14 protein-coding genes are annotated in these 21,611 nt (G+C 53.2%); 6 read left to right on the plus strand and 8 right to left on the minus strand.

Translation table 11 applies throughout. The annotated features are described in order from the left end of the window. Window positions 1–85 precede the first annotated feature (85 nt). Entirely contained in the window at window positions 86–3,514 is a 3,429-nt protein-coding gene (locus tag GOV45_RS02805; RefSeq protein ID WP_170473908.1) for an indolepyruvate ferredoxin oxidoreductase family protein, read from the plus strand. Here GOV45_RS02805 and GOV45_RS02810 read toward each other — a convergent pair. The 7 genes from GOV45_RS02810 to GOV45_RS02840 form a co-directional block, all read right to left on the minus strand. Then, window positions 3,502–4,233, minus strand: a complete 732-nt coding sequence (locus GOV45_RS02810) for a hypothetical protein (protein ID WP_170473911.1) — start codon at window positions 4,231–4,233, stop codon at window positions 3,502–3,504. The genes GOV45_RS02805 and GOV45_RS02810 overlap by 13 nt on opposite strands. 56 nt (window positions 4,234–4,289) lie before the next feature. Further along, window positions 4,290–5,594: an NAD(P)/FAD-dependent oxidoreductase gene (locus tag GOV45_RS02815; RefSeq protein ID WP_170473913.1), complete on the minus strand. Its 1,305-nt coding sequence runs from the start codon at window positions 5,592–5,594 to the stop codon at window positions 4,290–4,292. After that, on the minus strand, window positions 5,591–6,265 hold the full coding sequence (locus GOV45_RS02820; RefSeq protein ID WP_170473916.1) for a TetR/AcrR family transcriptional regulator: 675 nt from the start codon (window positions 6,263–6,265) through the stop codon (window positions 5,591–5,593). Before GOV45_RS02820 ends, GOV45_RS02815 begins: the two co-directional genes overlap by 4 nt. Then, window positions 6,266–7,822, minus strand: a complete 1,557-nt coding sequence (locus GOV45_RS02825; protein ID WP_170473919.1) for a trimethylamine methyltransferase family protein — start codon at window positions 7,820–7,822, stop codon at window positions 6,266–6,268. Continuing rightward, window positions 7,819–10,221 carry a GcvT family protein gene (locus tag GOV45_RS02830; RefSeq protein WP_170473922.1) on the minus strand — a complete coding sequence of 801 codons (2,403 nt, stop codon included), beginning with the start codon at window positions 10,219–10,221 and terminating at the stop codon, window positions 7,819–7,821. Before GOV45_RS02830 ends, GOV45_RS02825 begins: the two co-directional genes overlap by 4 nt. A 111-nt stretch (window positions 10,222–10,332) precedes the next feature. Next, window positions 10,333–10,962, minus strand: a complete 630-nt coding sequence (locus GOV45_RS02835; RefSeq protein WP_170473925.1) for a glutathione S-transferase — start codon at window positions 10,960–10,962, stop codon at window positions 10,333–10,335. 90 nt (window positions 10,963–11,052) lie between these two features. After that, window positions 11,053–11,550 (minus strand): class I SAM-dependent methyltransferase, encoded by a 498-nt coding sequence (locus GOV45_RS02840; protein WP_170473928.1) that lies wholly within the window; start codon window positions 11,548–11,550, stop codon window positions 11,053–11,055. Between the two features lie 232 nt (window positions 11,551–11,782). Between GOV45_RS02840 and GOV45_RS02845 the strand changes: the two genes are divergently transcribed. The 5 genes from GOV45_RS02845 to GOV45_RS02865 are packed head-to-tail and all read left to right on the plus strand — an operon-like array spanning window position 11,783 to window position 19,008. Further along, window positions 11,783–13,555 carry an ABC transporter ATP-binding protein gene (locus tag GOV45_RS02845; protein ID WP_170473931.1) on the plus strand — a complete coding sequence of 591 codons (1,773 nt, stop codon included), beginning with the start codon at window positions 11,783–11,785 and terminating at the stop codon, window positions 13,553–13,555. Continuing rightward, the gene (locus tag GOV45_RS02850) at window positions 13,548–15,461 is read left to right on the plus strand and encodes an ABC transporter substrate-binding protein (RefSeq protein ID WP_170473934.1); all 1,914 of its coding nucleotides are present in this window, start codon (window positions 13,548–13,550) and stop codon (window positions 15,459–15,461) included. Before GOV45_RS02845 ends, GOV45_RS02850 begins: the two co-directional genes overlap by 8 nt. 15 nt (window positions 15,462–15,476) lie before the next feature. Beyond that, a complete protein-coding gene (locus tag GOV45_RS02855; RefSeq protein ID WP_170473937.1) occupies window positions 15,477–16,505 on the plus strand; it encodes an ABC transporter permease in 1,029 nt (342 codons plus the stop codon). Then, entirely contained in the window at window positions 16,502–17,656 is a 1,155-nt protein-coding gene (locus GOV45_RS02860; RefSeq protein ID WP_170473941.1) for an ABC transporter permease, read from the plus strand. Before GOV45_RS02855 ends, GOV45_RS02860 begins: the two co-directional genes overlap by 4 nt. Further along, on the plus strand, window positions 17,653–19,008 hold the full coding sequence (locus GOV45_RS02865; protein ID WP_170473944.1) for a CoA transferase: 1,356 nt from the start codon (window positions 17,653–17,655) through the stop codon (window positions 19,006–19,008). Before GOV45_RS02860 ends, GOV45_RS02865 begins: the two co-directional genes overlap by 4 nt. An 85-nt stretch (window positions 19,009–19,093) precedes the next feature. On the opposite strand, the gene GOV45_RS02870 is transcribed toward GOV45_RS02865, so the two are convergent. After that, window positions 19,094–21,454, minus strand: a complete 2,361-nt coding sequence (locus GOV45_RS02870; RefSeq protein WP_170473947.1) for a mechanosensitive ion channel domain-containing protein — start codon at window positions 21,452–21,454, stop codon at window positions 19,094–19,096. Window positions 21,455–21,611: the final 157 nt, after the last annotated feature.

Here is a 21,611-nt window from a genome sequence, read left to right on the forward strand (position 1 = left end):
GCTCCTTGGGCTGATAAAAAGGTACGCATTTCCACGATTATCCGAGTAAAATAACCAAGAAATCTGGCAGACTTCGGACGACAGCATGAGCCACCACGAACCCTCACCCCGGACATACAAGTTACAAGACCGTTACGACATGACAGCCGGCAGGGTTTTCCTGACTGGCACACAGGCCTTGGCGCGGATCATGTTGGATCAGGCCCGTCGCGATAAGAAAGCCGGACTGAACACGGCCGGATTCGTCTCGGGGTATCGCGGATCCCCGCTGGGCGGATTGGACTTGGAACTTTGGCGCGCCCAAAAAAGGCTCAAAGACAACCAAATTAAGTTTATGCCCGCTGTTAACGAAGATTTGGCTGCAACGGCGATTTTGGGGGCGCAACAAGCTTCGCTTGATCCGAATTGCGAGGTCGAAGGGATCTTTTCCATGTGGTATGGCAAAGGACCCGGCGTGGACCGGTCAGGTGACGCCTTAAAACACGGTAACGCCTACGGTTCGGCCCCAATGGGCGGAGTACTGGTGGTGGCAGGCGACGATCATGGTTGCGTTAGCTCGTCAATGCCCCATCAATCTGACGTGGCCTTTATGTCTTGGTTTATGCCAACGCTGAACCCGGCATCGGTGGACGAGTATCTGGAGTTCGGAGAATACGGGATTGCGCTTTCCCGCTTTTCGGGAGCGTGGATTGGATTCAAGGCAATTTCAGAGACAGTAGAAAGCGCCCAATCAATTGAACTAAGGCCAGATCGAAACTTCTCGCTGCCACAAATCGAACTGCCTGAAAATGGCCTGCATGTACGGTCAGCTGATTTGCCATCTCCAGAAATTGAAACGCGCATTCAACACAAGTTGCGAGCCGTGCGTGCTTTTGCAGAAGCCAACCCAATTGATCGGCGGATATACGATATCGATAACGCTAAGTTTGGCTTTGTTACCACAGGCAAGGGGCATCTGGACTTAATGGAAGCACTGCGACTGCTTGGCCTTGATGAAGCCGCTTGTCGACGTCTGGGGATTGATATCTACAAAGTGGGAATGGTCTGGCCACTCGCCCGGCGCAATGCGCTGCGCTTTGTCAAAGGTAAGTCAGAAGCATTGGTTGTCGAAGAAAAGCGCGGGATCATTGAAAGCCAATTCAAGGAATACTTCTACGACTGGCCCGGTGAAAAGCCGCATAAGATGGTGGGAAAATACGACAGTCATGGCGAGCCTTTGATCCCATGGACCGGTGAACTCAGCCCATTGATGCTCGTCCCCATAATTGCCCAACGGCTTAACACGTTCTTTCCAGAAGAAAACCTGCCTGCGAAAGCTAGTGCGCTGACCGACACACCGCCTCAATTGCTCAACGTGCCCGGAGCTACTCGAACACCATATTTCTGCTCGGGCTGCCCACACAATAGTTCGACAAAAATCCCCGAAGGTTCGACCGCAGCCAGCGGGATTGGTTGCCACGTAATGGCATCTTGGATGGACCGTCAGACCGTGGGTTATGCGCAGATGGGCGGCGAGGGTGTACCCCATGTGGTGTCTTCTCAATTCAATGGCGGCAAACACATCTTCCAGAATCTGGGCGAAGGAACATGGTATCACTCTGGTTCGCTCGCGATACGGCAGGCCGTCGCGGCTGGCACGAATATTACCTACAAGATTCTATATAATGACGCGGTTGCAATGACGGGGGGCCAACCTGTAGACGGCCCTGTCAGCGTCCCCGGCATCGCCCAGACATGCAGGGCAGAAGGAGTCGAAAGGATCGCGTTGGTTTCTGATAACATCAAGAAATTTAACTACTCCGACTTCCCCAATCGAACCAGCTTTCACGACCGCAGCGAAATGGACGCCCTGCAGCGTGAGTTACGCGGTGTTCCCGGCGTGACTGTTTTGATCTACGAACAGACGTGCGCTACGGAAAAACGCCGCCGACGTAAGCGTGGCAGCATGCAAGACCCCGATAGGTTTGTCTGGATCAACCATCTTGTGTGTGAAGGCTGTGGGGATTGTTCGGTCACTTCAAATTGCTTGAGCGTAGAGCCTCGAGAAACATCGCTTGGCCGTAAGCGAAAGATAAATTTGAGCTCTTGTAACAAAGACTTTTCCTGCCTCAGCGGGTTTTGCCCCAGTTTTGTAACAGTCACCGGCGCAAAACGGCGTACACGAGAAATTGCGCTGAACCCGTGTGACTTAGAGGCAGCGCTGCCAGTGCCGAAATTGCCGTCCTTGGACAAACCCTTTGACCTGCTCGTGACCGGAGTCGGCGGCACCGGTGTCGTTACTGTAGGAGCTTTGATCACCATGGCCGCTCATCTTGAGGGCAAAGGCGCTTCGGTTTTGGACTTCACCGGTTTCGCTCAAAAATTCGGAACTGTCCTAAGCTACATCCGGCTTGGGTCCGAGCCGCAAGCTTTGAACCAGGTTCGCATTGACCGCGGATCCGCCGATGCGGTTATCGGCTGTGATGCCGTAGTCAGTTCAGGGCCCAAGGCATCCGTTCACTACAGCACCAAAACACGCGTTATTCTGAACCGTGCCGAAATGCCAACCGGTGACCTGGTTCTGCACCGAGACGCGAAACTGAATATCGCAAGTCGTGAAAAAGCGATCCAGCAAGTTGTGGGGGCAAAAAATCTTTGGGGCGTGGATGCCAACGCTGCCGCCGAAAAGCTGCTGGGAGACGCCGTATTCGCAAACGTAATATTATTGGGATACGCGTGGCAGAAGGGTTTGGTTCCAGTTTCGGGAACCGCACTGTCTCAGGCCTTTTTGCTTAACGGCACTGCGGTTGAAAAAAATCGGCTTGCGTTTGCCATTGGTCGCGTGCTTGCTGAACATCCTGATCGATTGGAAATTGATCTTAGCCAGCCGTCTTATCAAGAACCTTTGGATAAGATGGTCGACCGCCGGGCTGAATTTTTGAAGCACTACCAAAACACTAGATACGGCGAGGACTATACAAACCGGATCTCCGCCATTCGAAACGCTTTGCCCAACGCTGATGAAGAGTTGGTTCGGTCCGTCGCGCGAAATCTTTTTCGATTCATGTCTTATAAAGACGAGTTTGAGGTCGCGCGCCTGATGACCAGCAACGACTTTGCAAATGAGCTGTCAGACCAGTTCGAAGGGGATTTGAAGCTGTCCTACCACATGGCGCCGCCTTTGATGAGTTGGCGCAAAGATGAACAGGGACGCCCGATGAAATGGGAACTAGGGGTTTGGATACGGCCGATATTATTTGGTCTTGCCCACATGAAGGGTTTGCGTGGTTCGCCCCTGAACCCATTCGCTTATCACTCCGAAGCGCGTTTGCACCGGGATCTTCTGGATTGGTACAAAAAATTGCTAGCGAAACTGATTGCTGAGTACGATGAAAGCACGCACGAAGTTTGGATCAAAGCTCTCGGGTGTGCAGATGAAATTCGTGGTTATGGCCCGGTCAGAAGCCGAGCCGCAACCTTAGCCCGCGCAAAGGTAGACAACTTATTGAACGGTCTACCGCATCAGAGCACATGAGCCAGAATTGAGTCCCGGTAAGTCTTGAGCCACAGATTATCCAGTTCGTCTATTTTGACTGGGTCAAAACGACTTTGGCATTCCCAATACCGACCGGATGGCACGAAATAGCCCATCTCTGCTTCTCGTTTGAGAGCCTGTGTCATCCCTTTGAAGCTGGGCAGCGGCGCCGAATCCAAATTATTCTGAGAAACAGTAGGAAACACCAGCCTACTTTCCCCCTCGGAAAGACGGACAACACTGCAATTTTGGGTAGCACCAAACAAAGCCAGCCGCGCGGACTTTGCCTCAAGAGAACGCAAGGTAATATCTGGCCGCAACGGATCGGCTGCCCCATTGCCATAAAAATGCGTATTTCCAGACCGGGGATAGACCATGTCGCATCCTAAAAAGGCCATCACCGATGGCTTCAACGCGGCCAAGGCCCAATACCCTGCAGTAAAGGCCATCGTCCCGCCCGCATAGACAAATCCACCTAATTCGTTCTGCAGTGGCACATAATCCTCTGCCGTAATAACACGCTGGTTCGGGCCGACGTGGTCAGGCAGGTTATCGGTTGGAAAATCCTCGGGGTGAATAAGGAAATCCCAATCAGCCCTAATGCGCCACGCGTTGTTAATCGCGACGATGTGCGTGAAGCTATGGCTTGGCCAACCTCTTGCCGTCAGCGCGGTTGGTGCGCTGCCAAGGATCAGTACATGAGGTTTTTTTTGTTCCATCACGAGTTTTTTCTCATCCGCTTTTCCGGGAAACTTAATCCGTTCGGACGAGGAATCTAGCCCAGAACCGAAAAACTGCTGTCCTCGTTGATAGGACGTTTGCGAGAGTAAAAACTAACGTCAATTGTCCGCTTGATATAGGGCAATTCGAATTGCATCGGCTGCGAGTCGTGATCCGCTCCACCCTCACAGTATTCGATTAGGTTTGCCATCATCTTTCCAGCAATGGGCGCGTTCTTGTATTGGTTCCCACTGGTGCCACAGGCCATATAAAACCCTGGCAAACTGGACTTGTCATAGATCGGAATCCAATCGGTTGAGGCATCGTATAGGTCGACGACTCCGCGCGTTTTGGACGGAATACCAAGGCTTGGAACTCGCTGCGCATAACGCATCGCCTGAGTTGTCCATTGATCTGTAAAATCTCGATTATAGTTCTGGTCGTCCTCACACCATTGATGCAGGTCACATTCGGGATCCTCGGATCCGATCAGTATGTGGTTCCCGTGTTCAGGCCGGCAATAAAGCGAAATGTCACTATCCGAGACGATTGTACCTTGGTTTTCAAAATCAAATCCTTCTGGCGCAGGTACGTGCACGACTTCCTGTCGCAAAGGACGCGTTTCAATGGTCATGTCATCCAGAACACCCGCCATTCCGTTTATGATAGATGACCCCGGCCCCGCTACATTTATCACGACCCCAGCCTTGATTTCTTCGCCAGAGGTCAAAAGGACGCCGGACACCCGACCATCTTGGGTCAATATTTCCGATACTTCGGATGCAGTCCGAACTTGTGCGCCGTGTTGTTTTCCCGCGTCCATCAGGTTTTGAGCTGAAAGTGCCGGGTCAGTAACATAACCTGCCTTTGGCCAAAAAACCGCGCCATTCATCTGATTGCCATTTGGATGGCCAAACTCAGGGTCGTCCATACGTCGCGCCGGAGCATAACTGTCCAACGCATAAATCGGCAGCCGCGATTTTATCTGTTGGGGAGACCAATCCTCGAACGGGCAATCAAGTTGCGCGCTATACTCTTTGTGCTTGTCCAGAAGGCCGTTGGCTTCTGTCTTCATCACAAGACAACCGGTTTCGCGGAACTGCGCCAACTGCGTGTCGTCCGGCAACCCCAGGTACTCGCTCCAATCGCGCCAGTAATGGTAACCTTCCCAAGCAAAGGCCGTCCCGTCAAAAGTCGAATAGTGCATCCTGATAATTGCGCAAGATCCGGCCGTTGACCCATGCCCAACCTGTGAATTCCGGTCCAACGAAAGGGTCTTCCAACCTTTCTTGGCCAGTTCAAACGCGATTGCGGCGCCAATAACTCCGGTTCCGATTATGATTGCATCCGGTTGGCTCATGACTTGTCCCCCTGCCAATGGCGCTGCGAATAGGCTCCAAACTCTTGCACTTCTTCGGGTTTCGGTTCGACCCCGGTAAATACGTAAAGGTAATGGGGAACCATCGATAACCGTGTTTCCATCGGCTCGTTCAATTGCGCCAGATCGTATCCTATCTGCATGTAGTAAAGTACCCGTGCCCGTGTTTCGGCCTCAATCTCCGGATAGCCATACCTTGCGAACATGGCGTGCAAAGCCTTCAGCCGTTTTGCATCGGATTGGTCTAGAATTCGGCGAACTTTTCCTGATTTTCTGGCCCAGTCTCTTACCGCAAAATCCAGCGCGGTGTCGAACAGCGATGTATTAACGACGCACCGATGTACATTACAAACCGCTGCAGTAATCGTATCTGCCGGAGCTTCGGCTTGCCTAATCAGACCTGCGGTATTTGTAGCCTGCCAACGAGCCAAAAGGGCGTCGAGCAACTCCTGCCGAGACTTGAAATACCAATAAAAAGACGACCGCGAAACAGCCATCCTCTCTGCCAGGTTCAAGACCTTGATCTGGTCCACACCGTCCGAGATCAGAACGTCCATCGCCACGTTCAACCAATCGTCTCGTGTTACTTTTACGTTGCCAACCAACGGTTCGGCTTCGGGATCATCGCGGTGCAGAATAGGCTTCGTATTCATTTAGCTCTCCGGTGGCGCTCCGCCTTCTTCGGTTCTGCGCGCGATGAAATCATGCAACGCACCGATATGATCGCTGTTGCTGGGCGGAGCCTTGAAATCGTTCAGAATACCTCTCCACACCCCTGTCGCACGCTGGTTGGCATCGACCGAGCCGCGCTCTGTCCATGTTCCGAAATTGGCGTAGTCATGCAAATGAGGCTCGTAAAATTCTGTGTTGTAACGTTCCATCGTCTGGCTGGAGGCAAAGAAGTGACCACTGGGTTCAACTTCGCTGAGGGCGGTATCAAAACCTATTTCAGAGGTTCCTGCCTGCGCACCGGCACACAACTCCGCGATCATGTTCAAAACTTCGGCGTCACAGATCATCTTTTCAAATGACACTGTCAGGCCGCCTTCCAGCCAGCCAGCCGAGTGAATGATGACCGTCGCCCCAGCCATCAGGCAACCCCACAGGCCGAACTGGTTCTCATTCGCGGCTTGGACATCGTTGATATTTGCTGCCGACCCCGCCGCTGACCGCCAAGGCAAACCCAAATGCCGGGCCAACTGCCCTGCTGCCAAAGATGCTTGAAAATGCGAGGGCGTTCCAAATGCTGGCGCTCCCGATTTCATGTCTACATTGCTGGTAAACGTGCCATAGCAAACGGGTGCGCCCGGATTGGCAATCTGCGTAAGCGCGAGAGCCGCCATCGCTTCGGCGTGAGACAACGTAATTGCGCCCGCGACCGTGATCGGTGCCATAGCGCCCATCAACGTGAAAGGTGTGATTATAGACATTTGACCATAGCGGGCGAAATCAATCAGCCCCTGAGCCATCGGGATGTCCAGTGTACGAGGGCTATTGGTATTAATTATCGTGTAGCAATACGCGTTGCTGGCAAACTCCTCGTCAGACAACCCACGCGCCATTGCCAGCATTTGGAAACAGTCCGACACCTGCGGAGTGCCACGCGAAAAGAAGAACGGGAACTTGTCCGTAAGCTCCATCTGCGCCTTGGTTGTAAAGTAATGCCTGAGATGGGTCGGAACGTCCTGTGGTTCGACCTGTGGCGAAATCATCTGGAACACATCGAAGTGATGGGTAAGTTTCAGAAACTCCAAGTAGTCCTGACCAGACGCGGGCCGACGACCCCGAACGAGATCGGTTGCATTCGGCGCCCCTGCACCCGGCTGAAAGACCAGCGAGCCAAGTTCCAAAGTGAAGTCTCGATGTCGCGCACCAGCGCGGCATGAGATGGACTTAGGAGCCGACGCCACAGCCGTTTCAACTATGTCGCGCCCGATAAAGACCATTTCGCTGTCCTCATCCACCCTTGCCCCCGCCTTTGCATAAAGACGCCGCGCCTCGGGCAGCAGAACTTTGATCCCCAATTCCTCCAGCATTCGAAGCGCTGTTTCGTGCATGTCAGCGATTTGATCGGCCGGGAACACCTCCATCAGAGGAAATGGGTTTCTCAGCTGGCGGTAATTTACATCTCGAATGACGGCGGGTGATGCATCGGGCCCTCGCCCACGTCGCCGCCTGCCACGCGAAAGGGATTGAGACGTCGTGCTCACGCTCTCATTACCTTACCTTGAGGGTCATAAGGTGACGGTGCGATTACTTTGGCAGGCCGTTCAACACCGACTACATGCACGGTCAATTCCGTTCCCGGTTCCGCTTTGTCGCGATCCACCAGCGCCATCGCCAGCGACTTGCCGGTATAGTGGCCGTAACCGCCTGACGTCACAAACCCGACACGTTCTTCTCCGGCCCAAACCGGTTCGTACCCGCTGGCGTCCGCATCCATCGCATCCACTTCCAAGGTAACCTGAACCTGAGATGGGCCGTTGCCTTCGCGCTCGGCAACTGCCGCATCTTTGCCGACGAAGTCTTTATCCCAATCGATCCAACGATCCATTCCGGTCATACCTGGCGTATAAAGCTGCGTGAACTCGGCCGACCAGATGCCAAAGCTTTTTTCAAGCCGGGTAGACAGCATCGAATTGAACCCGCATTCGCGAATACCTTCGCCAGCCCCGGCTTCCAGCAACATTCGACGCAACTTGATATGATCACCATAGCGGCAATTGATCTCGTACCCTTTTTCGCCTGTGACAGACATGCGCGCGACCCGGGCACGTACAAGGCCGATGTCGAAATCTCCGCAGCCCATGAACTTCAGGCCCGAGATATCCTGTTCGGCCAATCGTTCGACAACCTGTTGTGATTTGGGGCCGACAACGGCGAATCCGCAATATTCCTCACCCAGGTCACGAATATTCACTCCCTCGATCATGTGATCGTCAAACCAACGCATATGCCAGGCGCGAAGGTAGTAACTGCCCATGATCCACCATGTCCCATCGCCCCAGTTGAGGACGGTTAAATCGCCCTTGAGCCGCCCGTTCTCACCAAGCATGGGCGCCAGCTTTGCCCTTCCCGGCGCAGGCAACTTCGAAGCCATGACTTTATCAAGCCACACCTGGGCATTCGCCCCCGCGACTTCAAAGCGAGAAAAGCCCGAGATATCCATTAAACCCACGCCTTCGCGGATCACTCGGCACTCTTCGGCCACGATATCATGCGCATTTGACCGTTTTAGAGTTGGCGTTTCTTCAAACCCTTTGGGAGCAAAATACAGAGGAACTTCAAGATCCCAGCTTACGCCCCACTTGCACCCAACTTCGGTCATCGCATCGTGAGCCGGGGCCATTTTGAGCGGACGACCAGCGGGCAGTTGTTCGTTTGGATAAGTCATCACGAAACGGCGCGAATAAAACTGACCCGTGGTTTCTCGGATATAACGTTTGTTTTGCGCGAAGTCCCCATAACGAGCCACGTCCATCGGCCATGCGTCAGCTTCCGGTTCACCGTGGATCATCCACTCGGCAAGTGTCTTGCCGACACCGCCGCCTTGAAGAAAGCCCGCCATGACCGCACACGCCGACCAGTAACCACGTTTGCCGGGTACCGGGCCTACCAAAGGGTTGCCGTCGGGTGAGAAGGTAAAGGCACCGTTGACCCATGTTTTGATGCCAACATTCTGAATCGAGGGGTAACGTTCAAAACCAAGTGTCAGTTCATTCTCAATCCGGTCAAGCTGTTCCTGAAACAGCTCCTCTCCATAATTCCAGGGCGCACCATCCATAGCCCAGTGTTCGTGATCGACCTCATAAATGCCGACCAGCACACCCTTTTGGTCCTGCCGCATATAGGTGAACCCTTCGAGGTCCACGGTCATTGGCATTTCGAAGTCTGCTTCCGCCACTTCGGGCACCGTATCCGTTATCAAGTAATGATGCTTCAGGGGTGAAACCGGCAGCTCGACCCCGGCCATACGTCCGACTTGCTTGGCCCAAAGACCTGCGGCGTTGACAACATGTTCGCAGGTTATCGTGCCTTTGTCGGTCACGACCTGCCACCCGTCTGCTGTCTGGATCAACTCGTCGACCTTGGTTTCCTCGTAGTATTCTGCGCCGCGTTTCCTTGCAGCCGTGGCATAAGCCTGAACCGTGCCGGTCGTGTCGATATACCCTTCGCGATCAGCCCACATGGCACCCAAGACACCCTCAGTGGACATTATCGGACAACGCTTTTGCGCTTCTTCCGGGCTAAGAAGTTCGCAATCGTCAATGCCGATGGATTGAAAAATTCGATAGTTGGCCTGCAACCACTCCCATCGTTCGGGGGTTCCGGCCAGCGTCAACCCGCCAGTCATGTGAAGCCCGATGTTCTGACCGGATTCTCTTTCGATCTCACTTAATAGGTCGATAGTGTAGGCTTGCAGAGACGCCATATTGGGGTCGGCGTTAAGCGCATGAATGCCGCCTGCTGCATGCCAGGAAGACCCTGATGCAAGCCGCCGTCGTTCGAGCATTACAACGTCCGACCAGCCAAATTTAGCAAGATGGTACAGAACCGAGGCGCCCACCACGCCACCACCAATGACCACTACGCGATATTGGGATTTCATCCCGACCTCCCCTGGATGATGTTGAGGCGTACGCTAGTGGTACTGTTCAATTCTGTCTAGACATTTCTGTCTAGTTCGTAAAACGTTGGATTACCTACACCCGCGCGAAAATCATAGATTTGCGCTGGGTCGGCTTTGAATAGACTTAAACCAAGCCAATGTGGCACTGTTTTCAGTTGGAATACGCATCCTTATAACTCTTGCGAAATCCACAAAGACGAATGCCGAAATGTCCGCCAGAGTAAAATCGCTACTGGCCACATAGACGCTGTTTTGTAATCTTTCCTCCAATAGTTCAAAAAATGCCGCCACACGGTTCTTCCCGCGTTCTGCCAATTCTGGTATCTGCGCGTAGTTTACGCGCCCTGGGATTGCCCGGCCATCAAACGCCGGATGCGAATTTCGAAGAGCGTCGGCTATTGGCGCGCCACCCTGTTGTTCGACAATCGCATTCCACATCAGGACCGCTCCCTTTTCGTCCGGAGTTCTCCCCATAAGTGGCGGTTCGGGGAAACTGGCCTCCAAATAGGCTGCTATACCGAGGTTTTCGGTTAGCGTCGTTCCGAGATCGGTAACTAATACTGGAACGGTGGCCCTGGGATTCACAGCAAGAAAGGCCGCATCGCGCTGTTCTGCGCGCGCAATCGAAATTTCGCGGGTTTCGATATCGAGCCCTTTTTCCGCGATGAACATTCTCGCGCGTCGAGGATTTGGTGCCGTCGAACAATCATAAAAAAGCATCGCCAGTTTCCCAGTAGAGTCAGATTTCAGGAATTTAGAGCGCTGGTTTTGGCCGTAAAGAGAAGGTTCAATTCGTGATTAAAACGCAGCTCATCGTCTGTAAATAAAACACCGCCCTGCGACAGCGCCCGGCGGCAGAGGCAGTTCCTGCAGACCGTCGAAATACATTCTGTCACTTGAAACCATCAATCCACCCGGAGCCAGCAATGGTTGGACAAGTGGCGAAACCAGCTTGGCAAAGGCATCATTCTTTTCGCGGCTGTGGCCGCCAAGATCTGCATGAATCAAACTGGCCGCAGCGCCGAAACGATCAACCGAAGCCGGCAGGGTTTCGCGCACGTCGCCTAGAATCACCCGATTTTCGGGAGGCGTAGAATCGGGGTGAGAAGCCACTGCGCGTTCGAACACGTAAATGGGGCGGTCCAGAATATGTTTTTTCATGTGGTGGTACGTCCGACCGTTGCCCAAACCCAACTCGATAACCGGGCCGGGAAGATCCGACGTTTCAGAAATGGCAAAATCCAGACAGGCGCGTTGCGACACCATTCGATCAATAAACAGATCCAGACGGCTTTGATTGTCGGACACAAGAGACCTCTTTCTTTTTTCCAGGCCCACGACAAAGCAGGGCCGACCGAGCCGTTGATTACAAAATCTCAACCTATTGTGTAGGCAAACATGCCATTATTTAGCAATTCCGCGACAATTCTGCCAAAGAAGGTGTTTGACTACCGCGCCCCAACCGCGCGAAAGTGCTTCAAAAAGTCAGGGAGTTCACAAAGCAGATGTTGATCCACGGCCAACCGGGTGGAAAACCCGAATGACCGCGCTGCTGTCCGTACAGGATCTTAGCATCGGGTTTGGCGCGGGTCCGTCCGTGGTCCAAAACGTCAGCTTTGAAGTCGAGCCTGGTCAAACGCTTGCTCTTGTGGGTGAATCCGGATCCGGAAAGACAATATCGTGCCGGGCTGCGCTGCGCATTTTGCCACGCACGGCGCAGATACGCAGCGGTTCCATCACCCTGAACTATTCAAAAGGAACTGCTGATCTTATCGCCACTAGCGAACGTCAAATGCGCGACATCCGAGGCGACCGGGTTTCTATGATTTTTCAAGAACCCATGCGGTCGCTATCCCCGCTACACAAGATAGGCAATCAAGTCAGCGAGGTTTTGTGGCTGCATCACAGAACATCAGAAGCGGAAGCCCGCAAAAAAGTGCTGACCCAATTCGAACGGGTCGGTTTCCCCGACCCGGAACGGGCCTATAATTCTTACCCATTTGAATTGTCTGGCGGAATGCGTCAACGCGCGATGATCGCGATGGCCATGGTGTCAAAACCTGAACTCCTGATTGCGGACGAGCCGACTACAGCGCTGGACGTGACCACTCAGGCACAAGTTCTTGGCCTTATAAAAGAACTGCAGCGTGAAACTGGCATGGCCTTGATCCTTGTAACGCATGATCTGGGAGTTGTCGCAAATATGGCAGAGCAAGTAGTGGTCATGCACAAGGGCCGCGTTATGGAGTCAGGCCCCGCCGGCCCCATACTCAGTGCACCTGCTCACCCCTATACAAAACAGCTTTTTGACGCCGCTCCGGCTATCCCGGAACAAGACGCCGTGGGCCTGCCAATGCCAAGCGAGGATCTGATCCTCGAAATGATCGATGTGTCAAAGACTTATACCATGCGTTCCAGCAAAGCATGGAAGGCCGATAAGCTTATCCATGCTTGCCGGGGCGTAGATTTGAAACTGGCGCGTGGCAAAACTCTGGCTATCGTAGGCGAAAGCGGCTCGGGCAAGACGACTGCTGCGCGAATCGCTTTGGGGGCGGAACTTCCCGACCCCGGCGGACAAGTCCTGTTCCGTTCATCTGAAGAGGCCAACCCAACAACGGTAAATCAGATGTCGCGAGCAGAACGAAATGCGTTCCAGCGCAAGGCACAAATGGTCTTTCAAGATCCCTATAGTTCGCTCAGCCCGCGAATGCGTATCCAGGATGCCATGACTGAACCGCTTGAGATCCATAAATTGGGTACTGTGGCAGAACAAAAAGACAAAGCTGCGGAAATGCTCACGCGGGTTGGGTTGAATGCAGACATGCTGAAACGCTATCCCCATGCATTCTCAGGCGGCCAACGCCAACGTCTTTCGATTGCCCGAGCAATGATGTTGGACCCTGCCTTGATCGTCTGCGACGAGCCGACTTCGGCGCTCGACGTTTCTGTTCAAGAGCAAATCCTCACGCTCTTGGAGCATCTGCAGGACAGCTTGAACCTGTCGTATTTGTTCATCTCGCACGATCTAGCTGTCGTGGCACGCATTGCCGACGAAGTAGCTGTTATGCGGCAGGGGCTGGTCGTGGAGCAGGCCCCACCAGAAACTTTGTTTTATAACCCCCGGCATCCCTACACCAAAGCGCTGATCGCAGCGCAACCAGAACCTGACATAAACAGGCCGATCGACCTTAAACTGGTTGCTTTAGGCGCAGGTTCGCCCGACAGTTGGGAAGATGCCTTCCGTTTCTCCGACTCCATGATACCCTCACTAATAGAGATGGAGCCTGGCCATAAGGTACGTTGCCATGTTTAAGACTACCCGTGATACGTTTTTTGCCGCTTCGCTGACCTTGCTGGGTATGCTGCCCACGAACGCATTTTCCAATTCGGAATTGCAGGAAAGCGCGTTCTGGAAATCCGAAGTCGACAGTGGCGACCTGCCGCCGGTTCAGGATCGCATTCCTTCCGAACCACTAGTAGTGGACCTCACCAAGAAAGGGCGCGAACTGGGCACGCCGGGCGGCACATTGCGTACTATGGTCACGCGATCCAAAGACATTCGCCAGATGGTCGTTTACGGCTATGCCCGCCTAGTAGGTTTTGACAACAACTACGAACTGGTTCCCGATATTCTTGCATCGTTCGAAAACGAAGATAACCGCAAATTTACACTCAAGTTGCGCGAAGGGCATAAATGGTCTGACGGCTCACCATTCACGTCGGAAGATTTCCGCTATTGGTGGGAGGACGTTGCGAACAACGAACTGCTCAGTCCTTCTGGCCCACCAGATTTTCTGCTTGTCGAAGGTCAGTCTCCGACGGTGAGTTTCCCCGACGAAAGAACTATTGTCTATGAGTGGGAAAACCCCAACCCGAGTTTCTTGCAGTCTTTAGCCCAAGCTCGCCCACCGTTTATTTATCGACCTTCGGAATTCCTGAAAAAATACCATGAGAAATTCGCTGATAGTGAGGAGTTGGCTTTTGCTGTTGATGACGCGCGCGTAAAAAGCTGGGCGGCTTTGCACAACAAGCTGGATAACCTCTACAAATTCGACAATCACGAACTACCGACTTTGCAGCCATGGCTGAATGCAAGCTCGGGAAAGAAAATCCGGCACAACTTTGTACGAAATCCCTATTATCACAGGATCGATACGAATGGTGTGCAACTGCCGTATATCGACGTTGTCGAAATGGAGATTGTCGCCCCCGGATTGGTGGCTGCCAAAACAAACGCCGGCGAATCGGACTTGCAGGGGCGCGGTCTCGCATTCCGAGATGCCTCGATCCTCAAGAAAGGCGAGGCAGAGGGCGGTTACACTACCCTATTGTGGAAAACCGGGGTGGCTTCTCAGATCGCTATATATCCGAACCTGAATTTCTCAGACGATGCATGGCGCGATGTGCTGCGCGATGTCCGCGTAAGGCGAGCTCTATCTCTGGCAATTGACAGGGAGACAATCAATCAAGCTCTCTATTTCAAACTGGCCAAACCCGGGGCGATGTCAGTTCTGCCAGCCTCGCCTTTCTATAGCGAGGAAAACGCACAGTCATGGGCCCAATTTGACCCCGAGCAAGCCAACGCTCTGTTGGATGAGGCTGGATTGGACCAACGCGACGGCAACGGCATTCGGAAACTGCCTGATGGTCGCCCAATGGAGCTGGTGATCGAAACGGCCGGGGAACGGCAAGAGGTAGAAAACGCCTTGCAGATTGTTACCGACAACTGGCGAGACGTCGGGGTCAAACTGGTCATGCGCCCGCTGGATCGGGACATTCTGCGAAACCGGGTTTTTTCAGGCAATACGATGGCATCGGTCTGGTTTGGATGGGACGATGGTATTCCACAGGTGCACACGTCTCCTGCATACTTGGCACCGACCGATCAAGTCTTTCTTGCTTGGCCGAAATGGGGGCAATTCTACCAAACAGGTGGCGATGCCGGTGAACCGCCAGATTTGCCCGAAGCTGAGCGTTTGATGACACTTGCACACGATTGGGAAATTGCGGCGACAGACGAAGAACGCACGGCGGCTTGGCGTGAAATGCTGGATATTCACGCGGATCAGTTGTACGCGATCGGCATCTTAAATGGGGCTCCGCAGCCCATAGTCGTTTCGAACCGACTGCGCAACGTACCCGAGCAAGCCATGTGGGCATGGGAGCCGGGTGCGCATTTTGGCATCCACCGCCCAGACGAATTCTTCTTCGCCGACTGAGTCAGGAGCAGCCATATGGTCATGCTGCGCTACGCAGTGTATCGCTTTTTCACGATGCTGCTGACGTTGTTGGTGGTCTCGGTCCTGATATTCGTAATTATCAATCTTCCACCAGGCGACTACCTCAGCAATCAGATCGCGGAATTGCAGGCCTCGGGCCAGTCTGCCGGTGTGGCTAAGGCAGAGTTCCTAAGAAAGGAATATGCTCTGGACCGTCCAATGTGGGAGCAATATTTGATCTGGATGGGTTTCTGGCAGGGACCGCATGGTTTCGAAGGCTTATTGCAGGGAAATTACGGTTGGTCGTTTGAATTTGACAGGCCCGTGTCCGAGATTGTAGGCGACACGCTTTGGCTAACCGTGGTGGTTAATCTGGCAGCGATTCTGTTTGTATACGCTGTTGCGCTTCCTCTTGGTGTCTTGGCCGCTGCTCGGTCCAGAACGTGGATCGATTATACCTCTGCTTTCGTGGGGTATCTTGGACTGGCAACACCCAACTTTTTGTTGGCTCTTATCTTGTTCTATTACGGGCACCGGTATTTCAACCTACCAATCGGTGGCTTGATGGATCCAATATACGAAGGCCAACCGATGAGTTGGGATAAGCTGAAATCCATTCTGGTTCACTTGATCGTCCCGACATTTGTAATTGGCACTTCTGGCGCGTCGGCAATGATGCAACGCCTGCGGGCAAACATGTTGGACGAACTCGGTAAGCCTTATGTGGAAACTGCTATTGCAAAGGGCATGTCCCCGTCGCGGATGCTTACAAAGTACCCACTGCGTGTGGCCTTCAACCCATTCGTCGCGGACATCGGCAACCTCTTGCCGTCAATGGTCTCAGGTTCGGTTCTGGTTTCGGTTGTCCTTGGTCTTCAGACCATTGGTCCGACCCTATTGACGGCTCTTAAGACGCAAGACCAATTCTTATCAGCGTTTATTCTGATGTTCGTGGCACTGCTAACACTTATCGGCACAATGATATCGGATATTCTTCTTGTCATGCTGGACCCACGCATTCGATATGAGGGGCGTGAAGCATGACCGACAGACCAGACGACCGTTTCGTAGACGATGCCCCGTTCGACCCAAACGCATCCATACAGCAATTGGAGCGCGCGGATCTTGATGCCCCGAACTGGGTTCTGGTTTGGCGGAAGTTTAAAACCCACAAACTTGGCTTGATCTCAGGCATATTCCTGTTGTTTTGCTATCTGATGTTGCCCTTTGCAGGGTTCATTGCACCCTATGGGCCCAATGACCGGAACGGGGAACATCTTTATGCACCGCCGCAATCCGTCAACTGGTTCCACGAAGGGGAATTTGTAGGCCCATTTGTTTATCCCATTGTAGCCGAGGCTGATCTTGAAACTTTTCAATGGAAGTTTGTTCCTGATACCGAAGATCCACGCCCAGTTCGGTTTTTTTGCGAAGGATCGGAATACAAACTAGCAGGGCTGATCAAGACGAACACCCATCTTTTCTGTGCGCCTGAAGGTGCGACTTTGTTCCTTTGGGGATCAGATCGCCTTGGTCGTGATGTATTTAGCCGAATTTTATACGGCGCTCAGCTATCGTTGACAGTTGGCCTAATCGGAATTTCGGTGTCGTTCTTTCTAGGCATTCTTTTCGGATCTATGGCCGGGTATTTTGGCGGCAAGATCGACTGGGTTATCAACCGTGTTATTGAAATCCTCCGCTCATTGCCCGAATTACCTTTGTGGCTCGCTTTATCCGCTGCTGTTCCATCGAACTGGAGTCCTGTGGCGGTGTTCTTCATAATATCGATTATTCTGGGCATCCTCGACTGGCCTGGGCTCGCCCGATCCGTTCGTGCCAAGTTTCTGTCGCTGCGAGAAGAAGAATACGTACGTGCCGCCGAGATGATGGGGGCAAGTTCGGGTCGGGTGATCCGAAAACATTTGCTGCCGAATTTCATGTCTCATCTTATCGCCTCGGCCACGCTTTCTATCCCCGCGATGATCCTAGGTGAAACGGCACTCAGTTTTCTTGGCCTCGGTCTGCGTGCCCCAGCAGTAAGTTGGGGTGTGATGCTGAACGACGCGCAGAACCTAGCGTCGATCGAAATTTACCCTTGGACTGCAATCCCAATGTTGCCAATCATCGTTGTTGTTTTGGCATTCAACTTCCTTGGTGACGGCCTGCGCGACAGTTTGGATCCGTACCAACAATGAGCCTTCTTGCCTCTCTCCCGGCCCCCGGTACTTTTGAGTCTGCGGGCACAGGCGACCTGCCCAGCGCGTTTGCTGTGTCAGAACTGGCGACATTGAGTTGCGCCGCTGTGGGGCAAGAACTTTCCCGTCTGATGACAGTAACAAACCTGACCGCGAATAGTCAGTCGGTGTCAGTTGACCATCGTCTTGCCTCGCTATGGTTCGGCGAATCCTTTAAACCTGACGGCTGGCAGATGCCAAGCTTGTGGGACGCCGTTGCAGGGGATTACCGTGCAGCGGACGGCTGGATCAGATTGCACACCAACCTTCCTCACCACAGGGCGGCCGCGCTGGGGGTTCTTAAAGCCGAAGTAGATCGGGAATCTGTGGCTAGGGCTATTCGCCGATGGACCGTTGCCGATCTTGAAAGCGCGATCGTTGCCGAAGGTGGCGTCGCCGCCGCCATGCGAAGCCGGGCTGAGTGGCAGGACCATCCTCAGGGCCGGGCAATTTCTCGCGACCCGCTCATAGGCTGGCAGTCTCCAAGAGGCGTCAAGCTTCGTGATCGACCACAAGCATCCGTAAGCCGACCCTTGGCTGGGTTAAGGGTTTTGGACATGACACGCATTTTGGCCGGGCCTGTGTCGACCCGAACACTTGCCGGTTTCGGAGCAGATGTTTTGCGTATTGATCCACCTGGCTGGGACGAACCGGGGGTCATAACAGGTGTTTCTTTGGGTAAACGTTGTGCCTATCTGGATTTGAAATCGCAATCAGGGCTGGATCGCCTGAGAGAGCTTCTTGCCCAAGCAGATGTATTTATTCACGGTTATCGCCCCGGCGCCCTGGATTCGCTCGGCCTGACTAAAGCCGAACGTGACGGTTTGGCTCCGAACAGAATCGAAGTTACTCTGGACGCTTACGGTTGGCAGGGACCTTGGGCCAACAGACGCGGCTTTGATAGTTTGGTGCAAATGAGCTCAGGCATTGCGCACGCCGGAATGGAATGGGCTAACGCTGATAAACCTACTCCGCTACCAGTGCAGGCATTGGATCATGCGACGGGCTATTTGATGGCGGCGGCAGCGCTGTCCGCAATGGCCGAAGCTGCGTCTGGACACACAGTCATGACAGCACGCCTTTCCTTGGCTAGGACTGCCGAACTGTTGGCCAGCTTAGCCAAGACCGGCACTGAGGGAAACATTACCACCGCTTCAATTGAGGATTACTCTCAAACGCCGGAAGATACAGGATGGGGGCCCGGTCGCCGCCTAAAGCCCGCTTTAACCGTTGGGCCCGCAAACATGCGTTGGAATCTGCCTGCTGGTCGGCTGGGCACTTCTGCCCCGGAATGGGCTTCACTCGGCGATTGAATTGTGCGCTGGGCCAAGTAATCCCGAAACACCAAAACAGCAAAAGCTTTATTGACGAAGGATGCCAAGGCGTCTTGGACACTCCCTAGCGATCATCTCCACCAGGGCCAATGTCATCAAGGTAATCTTCATCGATGGCGGCCTGCACCGCACCAGTCACTGCCTCGCGCTGCTTGGGTGACAAATCCTGAGCTTCCTTTTCATCAGCCAGTCGAACCGTTACCTCGCGGTGGGCGAACCGGATACCTTCTCGTGCAAAGAGTTCGCGAATTTCCTGGTAGACTTTTTTCCTCACCAACCACTGATCGCCGGGTTTGGTCATGAATTTTACGCGGATAATCATGGCTGAATCCTGCATTTCAATCACACCCTGCGATTTCAATGGCTGGATAAAGTTTTCTCCGATTACGGGGTCGCTCAACAACTCTTGACCAAGCTTCTTAATCAGCTTTCGAACCTTTTCCACGTCAGTGTCATAGGTCACACGCAGCGGCAACTTCATAATAACCCAGTCGCGAGAGTAATTCGTCAGCACTTTGATTTCGCCGAAAGGAATGGTGTTGAGCGCTCCCAAATGGTGGCGCAACTGAAACGATCGCACCGAAATCTTCTCGACCGTGCCTTTTACGTCGCCGATATCAATATATTCTCCTTTGCGGAAAGCATCATCCATCAAGAAAAACGCACCCGAAAAGATATCACGCACCAGCGTTTGCGAACCGAAACCCACGGCTAAACCGACCACACCTGCACCTGCAAACAATGGGCTGACGTTGATGCCTAGTTCCATCAGGATGATCAGCGCGATTGTGACGACAACAACCGCCAGAATGGCCCCACGGAACAGTGGAAGCAGCGTGGCCAGTCGGCTCTGTCCGCCTTCACCGCCTTCGTCGCCCAGCTCTGCTTCGACACCGCCGTCATCGGACTCTTCTGCGATTTTCGTGTCGATCCAAATACGGAAAAAGTGAAAAAGGATATAACCTATAAACAGGATCACCATCACATCCAGAGCCCGTTCGATCGGCAGGTCTTGGCTCCAATCGGCATCCGGGTACCAGATCACCACCAGTGCATACGCGCCTACTACAAAGGCAAGGATTCCTGCCACACGCCGGGCAAGGTCTTCGTAGGTCAGAAGATAGTGCTTTCGCAATTCAGCTTCTTCAGTTTCGAGAACTTCGCTTTCACCTTCGGGAGTTTCGGAGTTCAACTCTTCGATCATACGGGAACGATCGAAGTACCTTTCCAGCAGATAGTTCATTGCCCCATAAGCTATGACCACGGACATAAAGATCAGATATGTGCTGGCGATTAACGGTAGCGGAATCGGATTTTCCAGCGCCAGATCCACCGCAAGTCTGAACCAGCTGAACACAATATAGACAATCAAAGCAGGTGCCCAGGCAAAAGACACAAACCGCAGCAACCAAGAAACCTGGTCTGCAGCTCGCCCACCTCGTATTGCATGAGAAATGGCGCGGGCGTTGAACAGGATCATAAGGATGTTCCCAAAGGCACCCACCAATGTCAGGATGCCATATACCATTGCATAAACATTATAGTTCAGCCCGAAATCCGCCACCCATGTGGAAAACATCACCACGATGATGTCAAAAGTAGCCAAGCCCGAAGCCCAAAAATAAAGCCTCTTTGCGTGCCGGTCCGAGAATGGCGGCAAACGATACTGGCTTAGATAAGGTGACAATACCATTCGCCACAGATCTGAAACCGTGCGCGACAGAAAATATGCCGTAAAAATGGCTGTAACCGTAAACTGAACCGAAATATCTTCGGTTCTGCCAAAAACCAGAAAACCAGCCACAAGGGCAAAGAGCATGGCAAAAATTGTCGCCCCGATCCCTGTTAAAAAACGCATCACCAGAAACGGCATTTTCTCGCGATAGCCGATCGGGTTTTCCTTAATCCGCGACACAACATAGCGACGGGCAATTCGCTTGCCGTAAATTTCGATGGACAGCCATCGCCCCACCAGCAGGAACAGAATGTTCCAGCCCAAAAGCTCGACGTAGAACTGGATACGGCCATCCGGGCTCGTGTTGCGCAGGATATATTGCACCTCGAATATCGAGTAAGGCAGCGCCTCAAGCCGGGACTCCAAAGCCGCACGGAATTTCGAGAACCGCTCTTGCGCCTTCATCAACTGTGAACCGGCCGCCATGGGGTCGGACGATGATTCATCGCCGGGTTTACTATTTCCAGTCGCCGAAACAACTTGTCCCGTACTGTCGATAACTATTACGCTGGCACCTGCTTCTGTTGCGGCTCGGATCGCTCCGGCCAAATCACCTTCAGGCGCTGCATCCTCACTCGTTCCAGAAGTATAGCCTGGGATCAAAGAACTCTGCGCTGTGGCCTCGGTGGGCAGACCCAGTGTTACGGACCAAAGTACCCAGACCAACGCGGCCAAGAGTTTCAGTTTCATAGTTTTTTCATCCAGTTCAAAGTTGACGGATAGAGTACATAAGCTTTCGGTGTGGTTCAAACCTTGTGCTAAGGCTTCCCGAATTCGTGTTTTGTCCGTGTTCCGAACGCTATGCTTGGCATAAACGGTTTTCAAGCCAATGAAATTTGAATATGAC

This window comes from Ruegeria arenilitoris (genome assembly GCF_013035425.1).
Lineage (GTDB): Bacteria > Pseudomonadota > Alphaproteobacteria > Rhodobacterales > Rhodobacteraceae > Ruegeria > Ruegeria arenilitoris_A.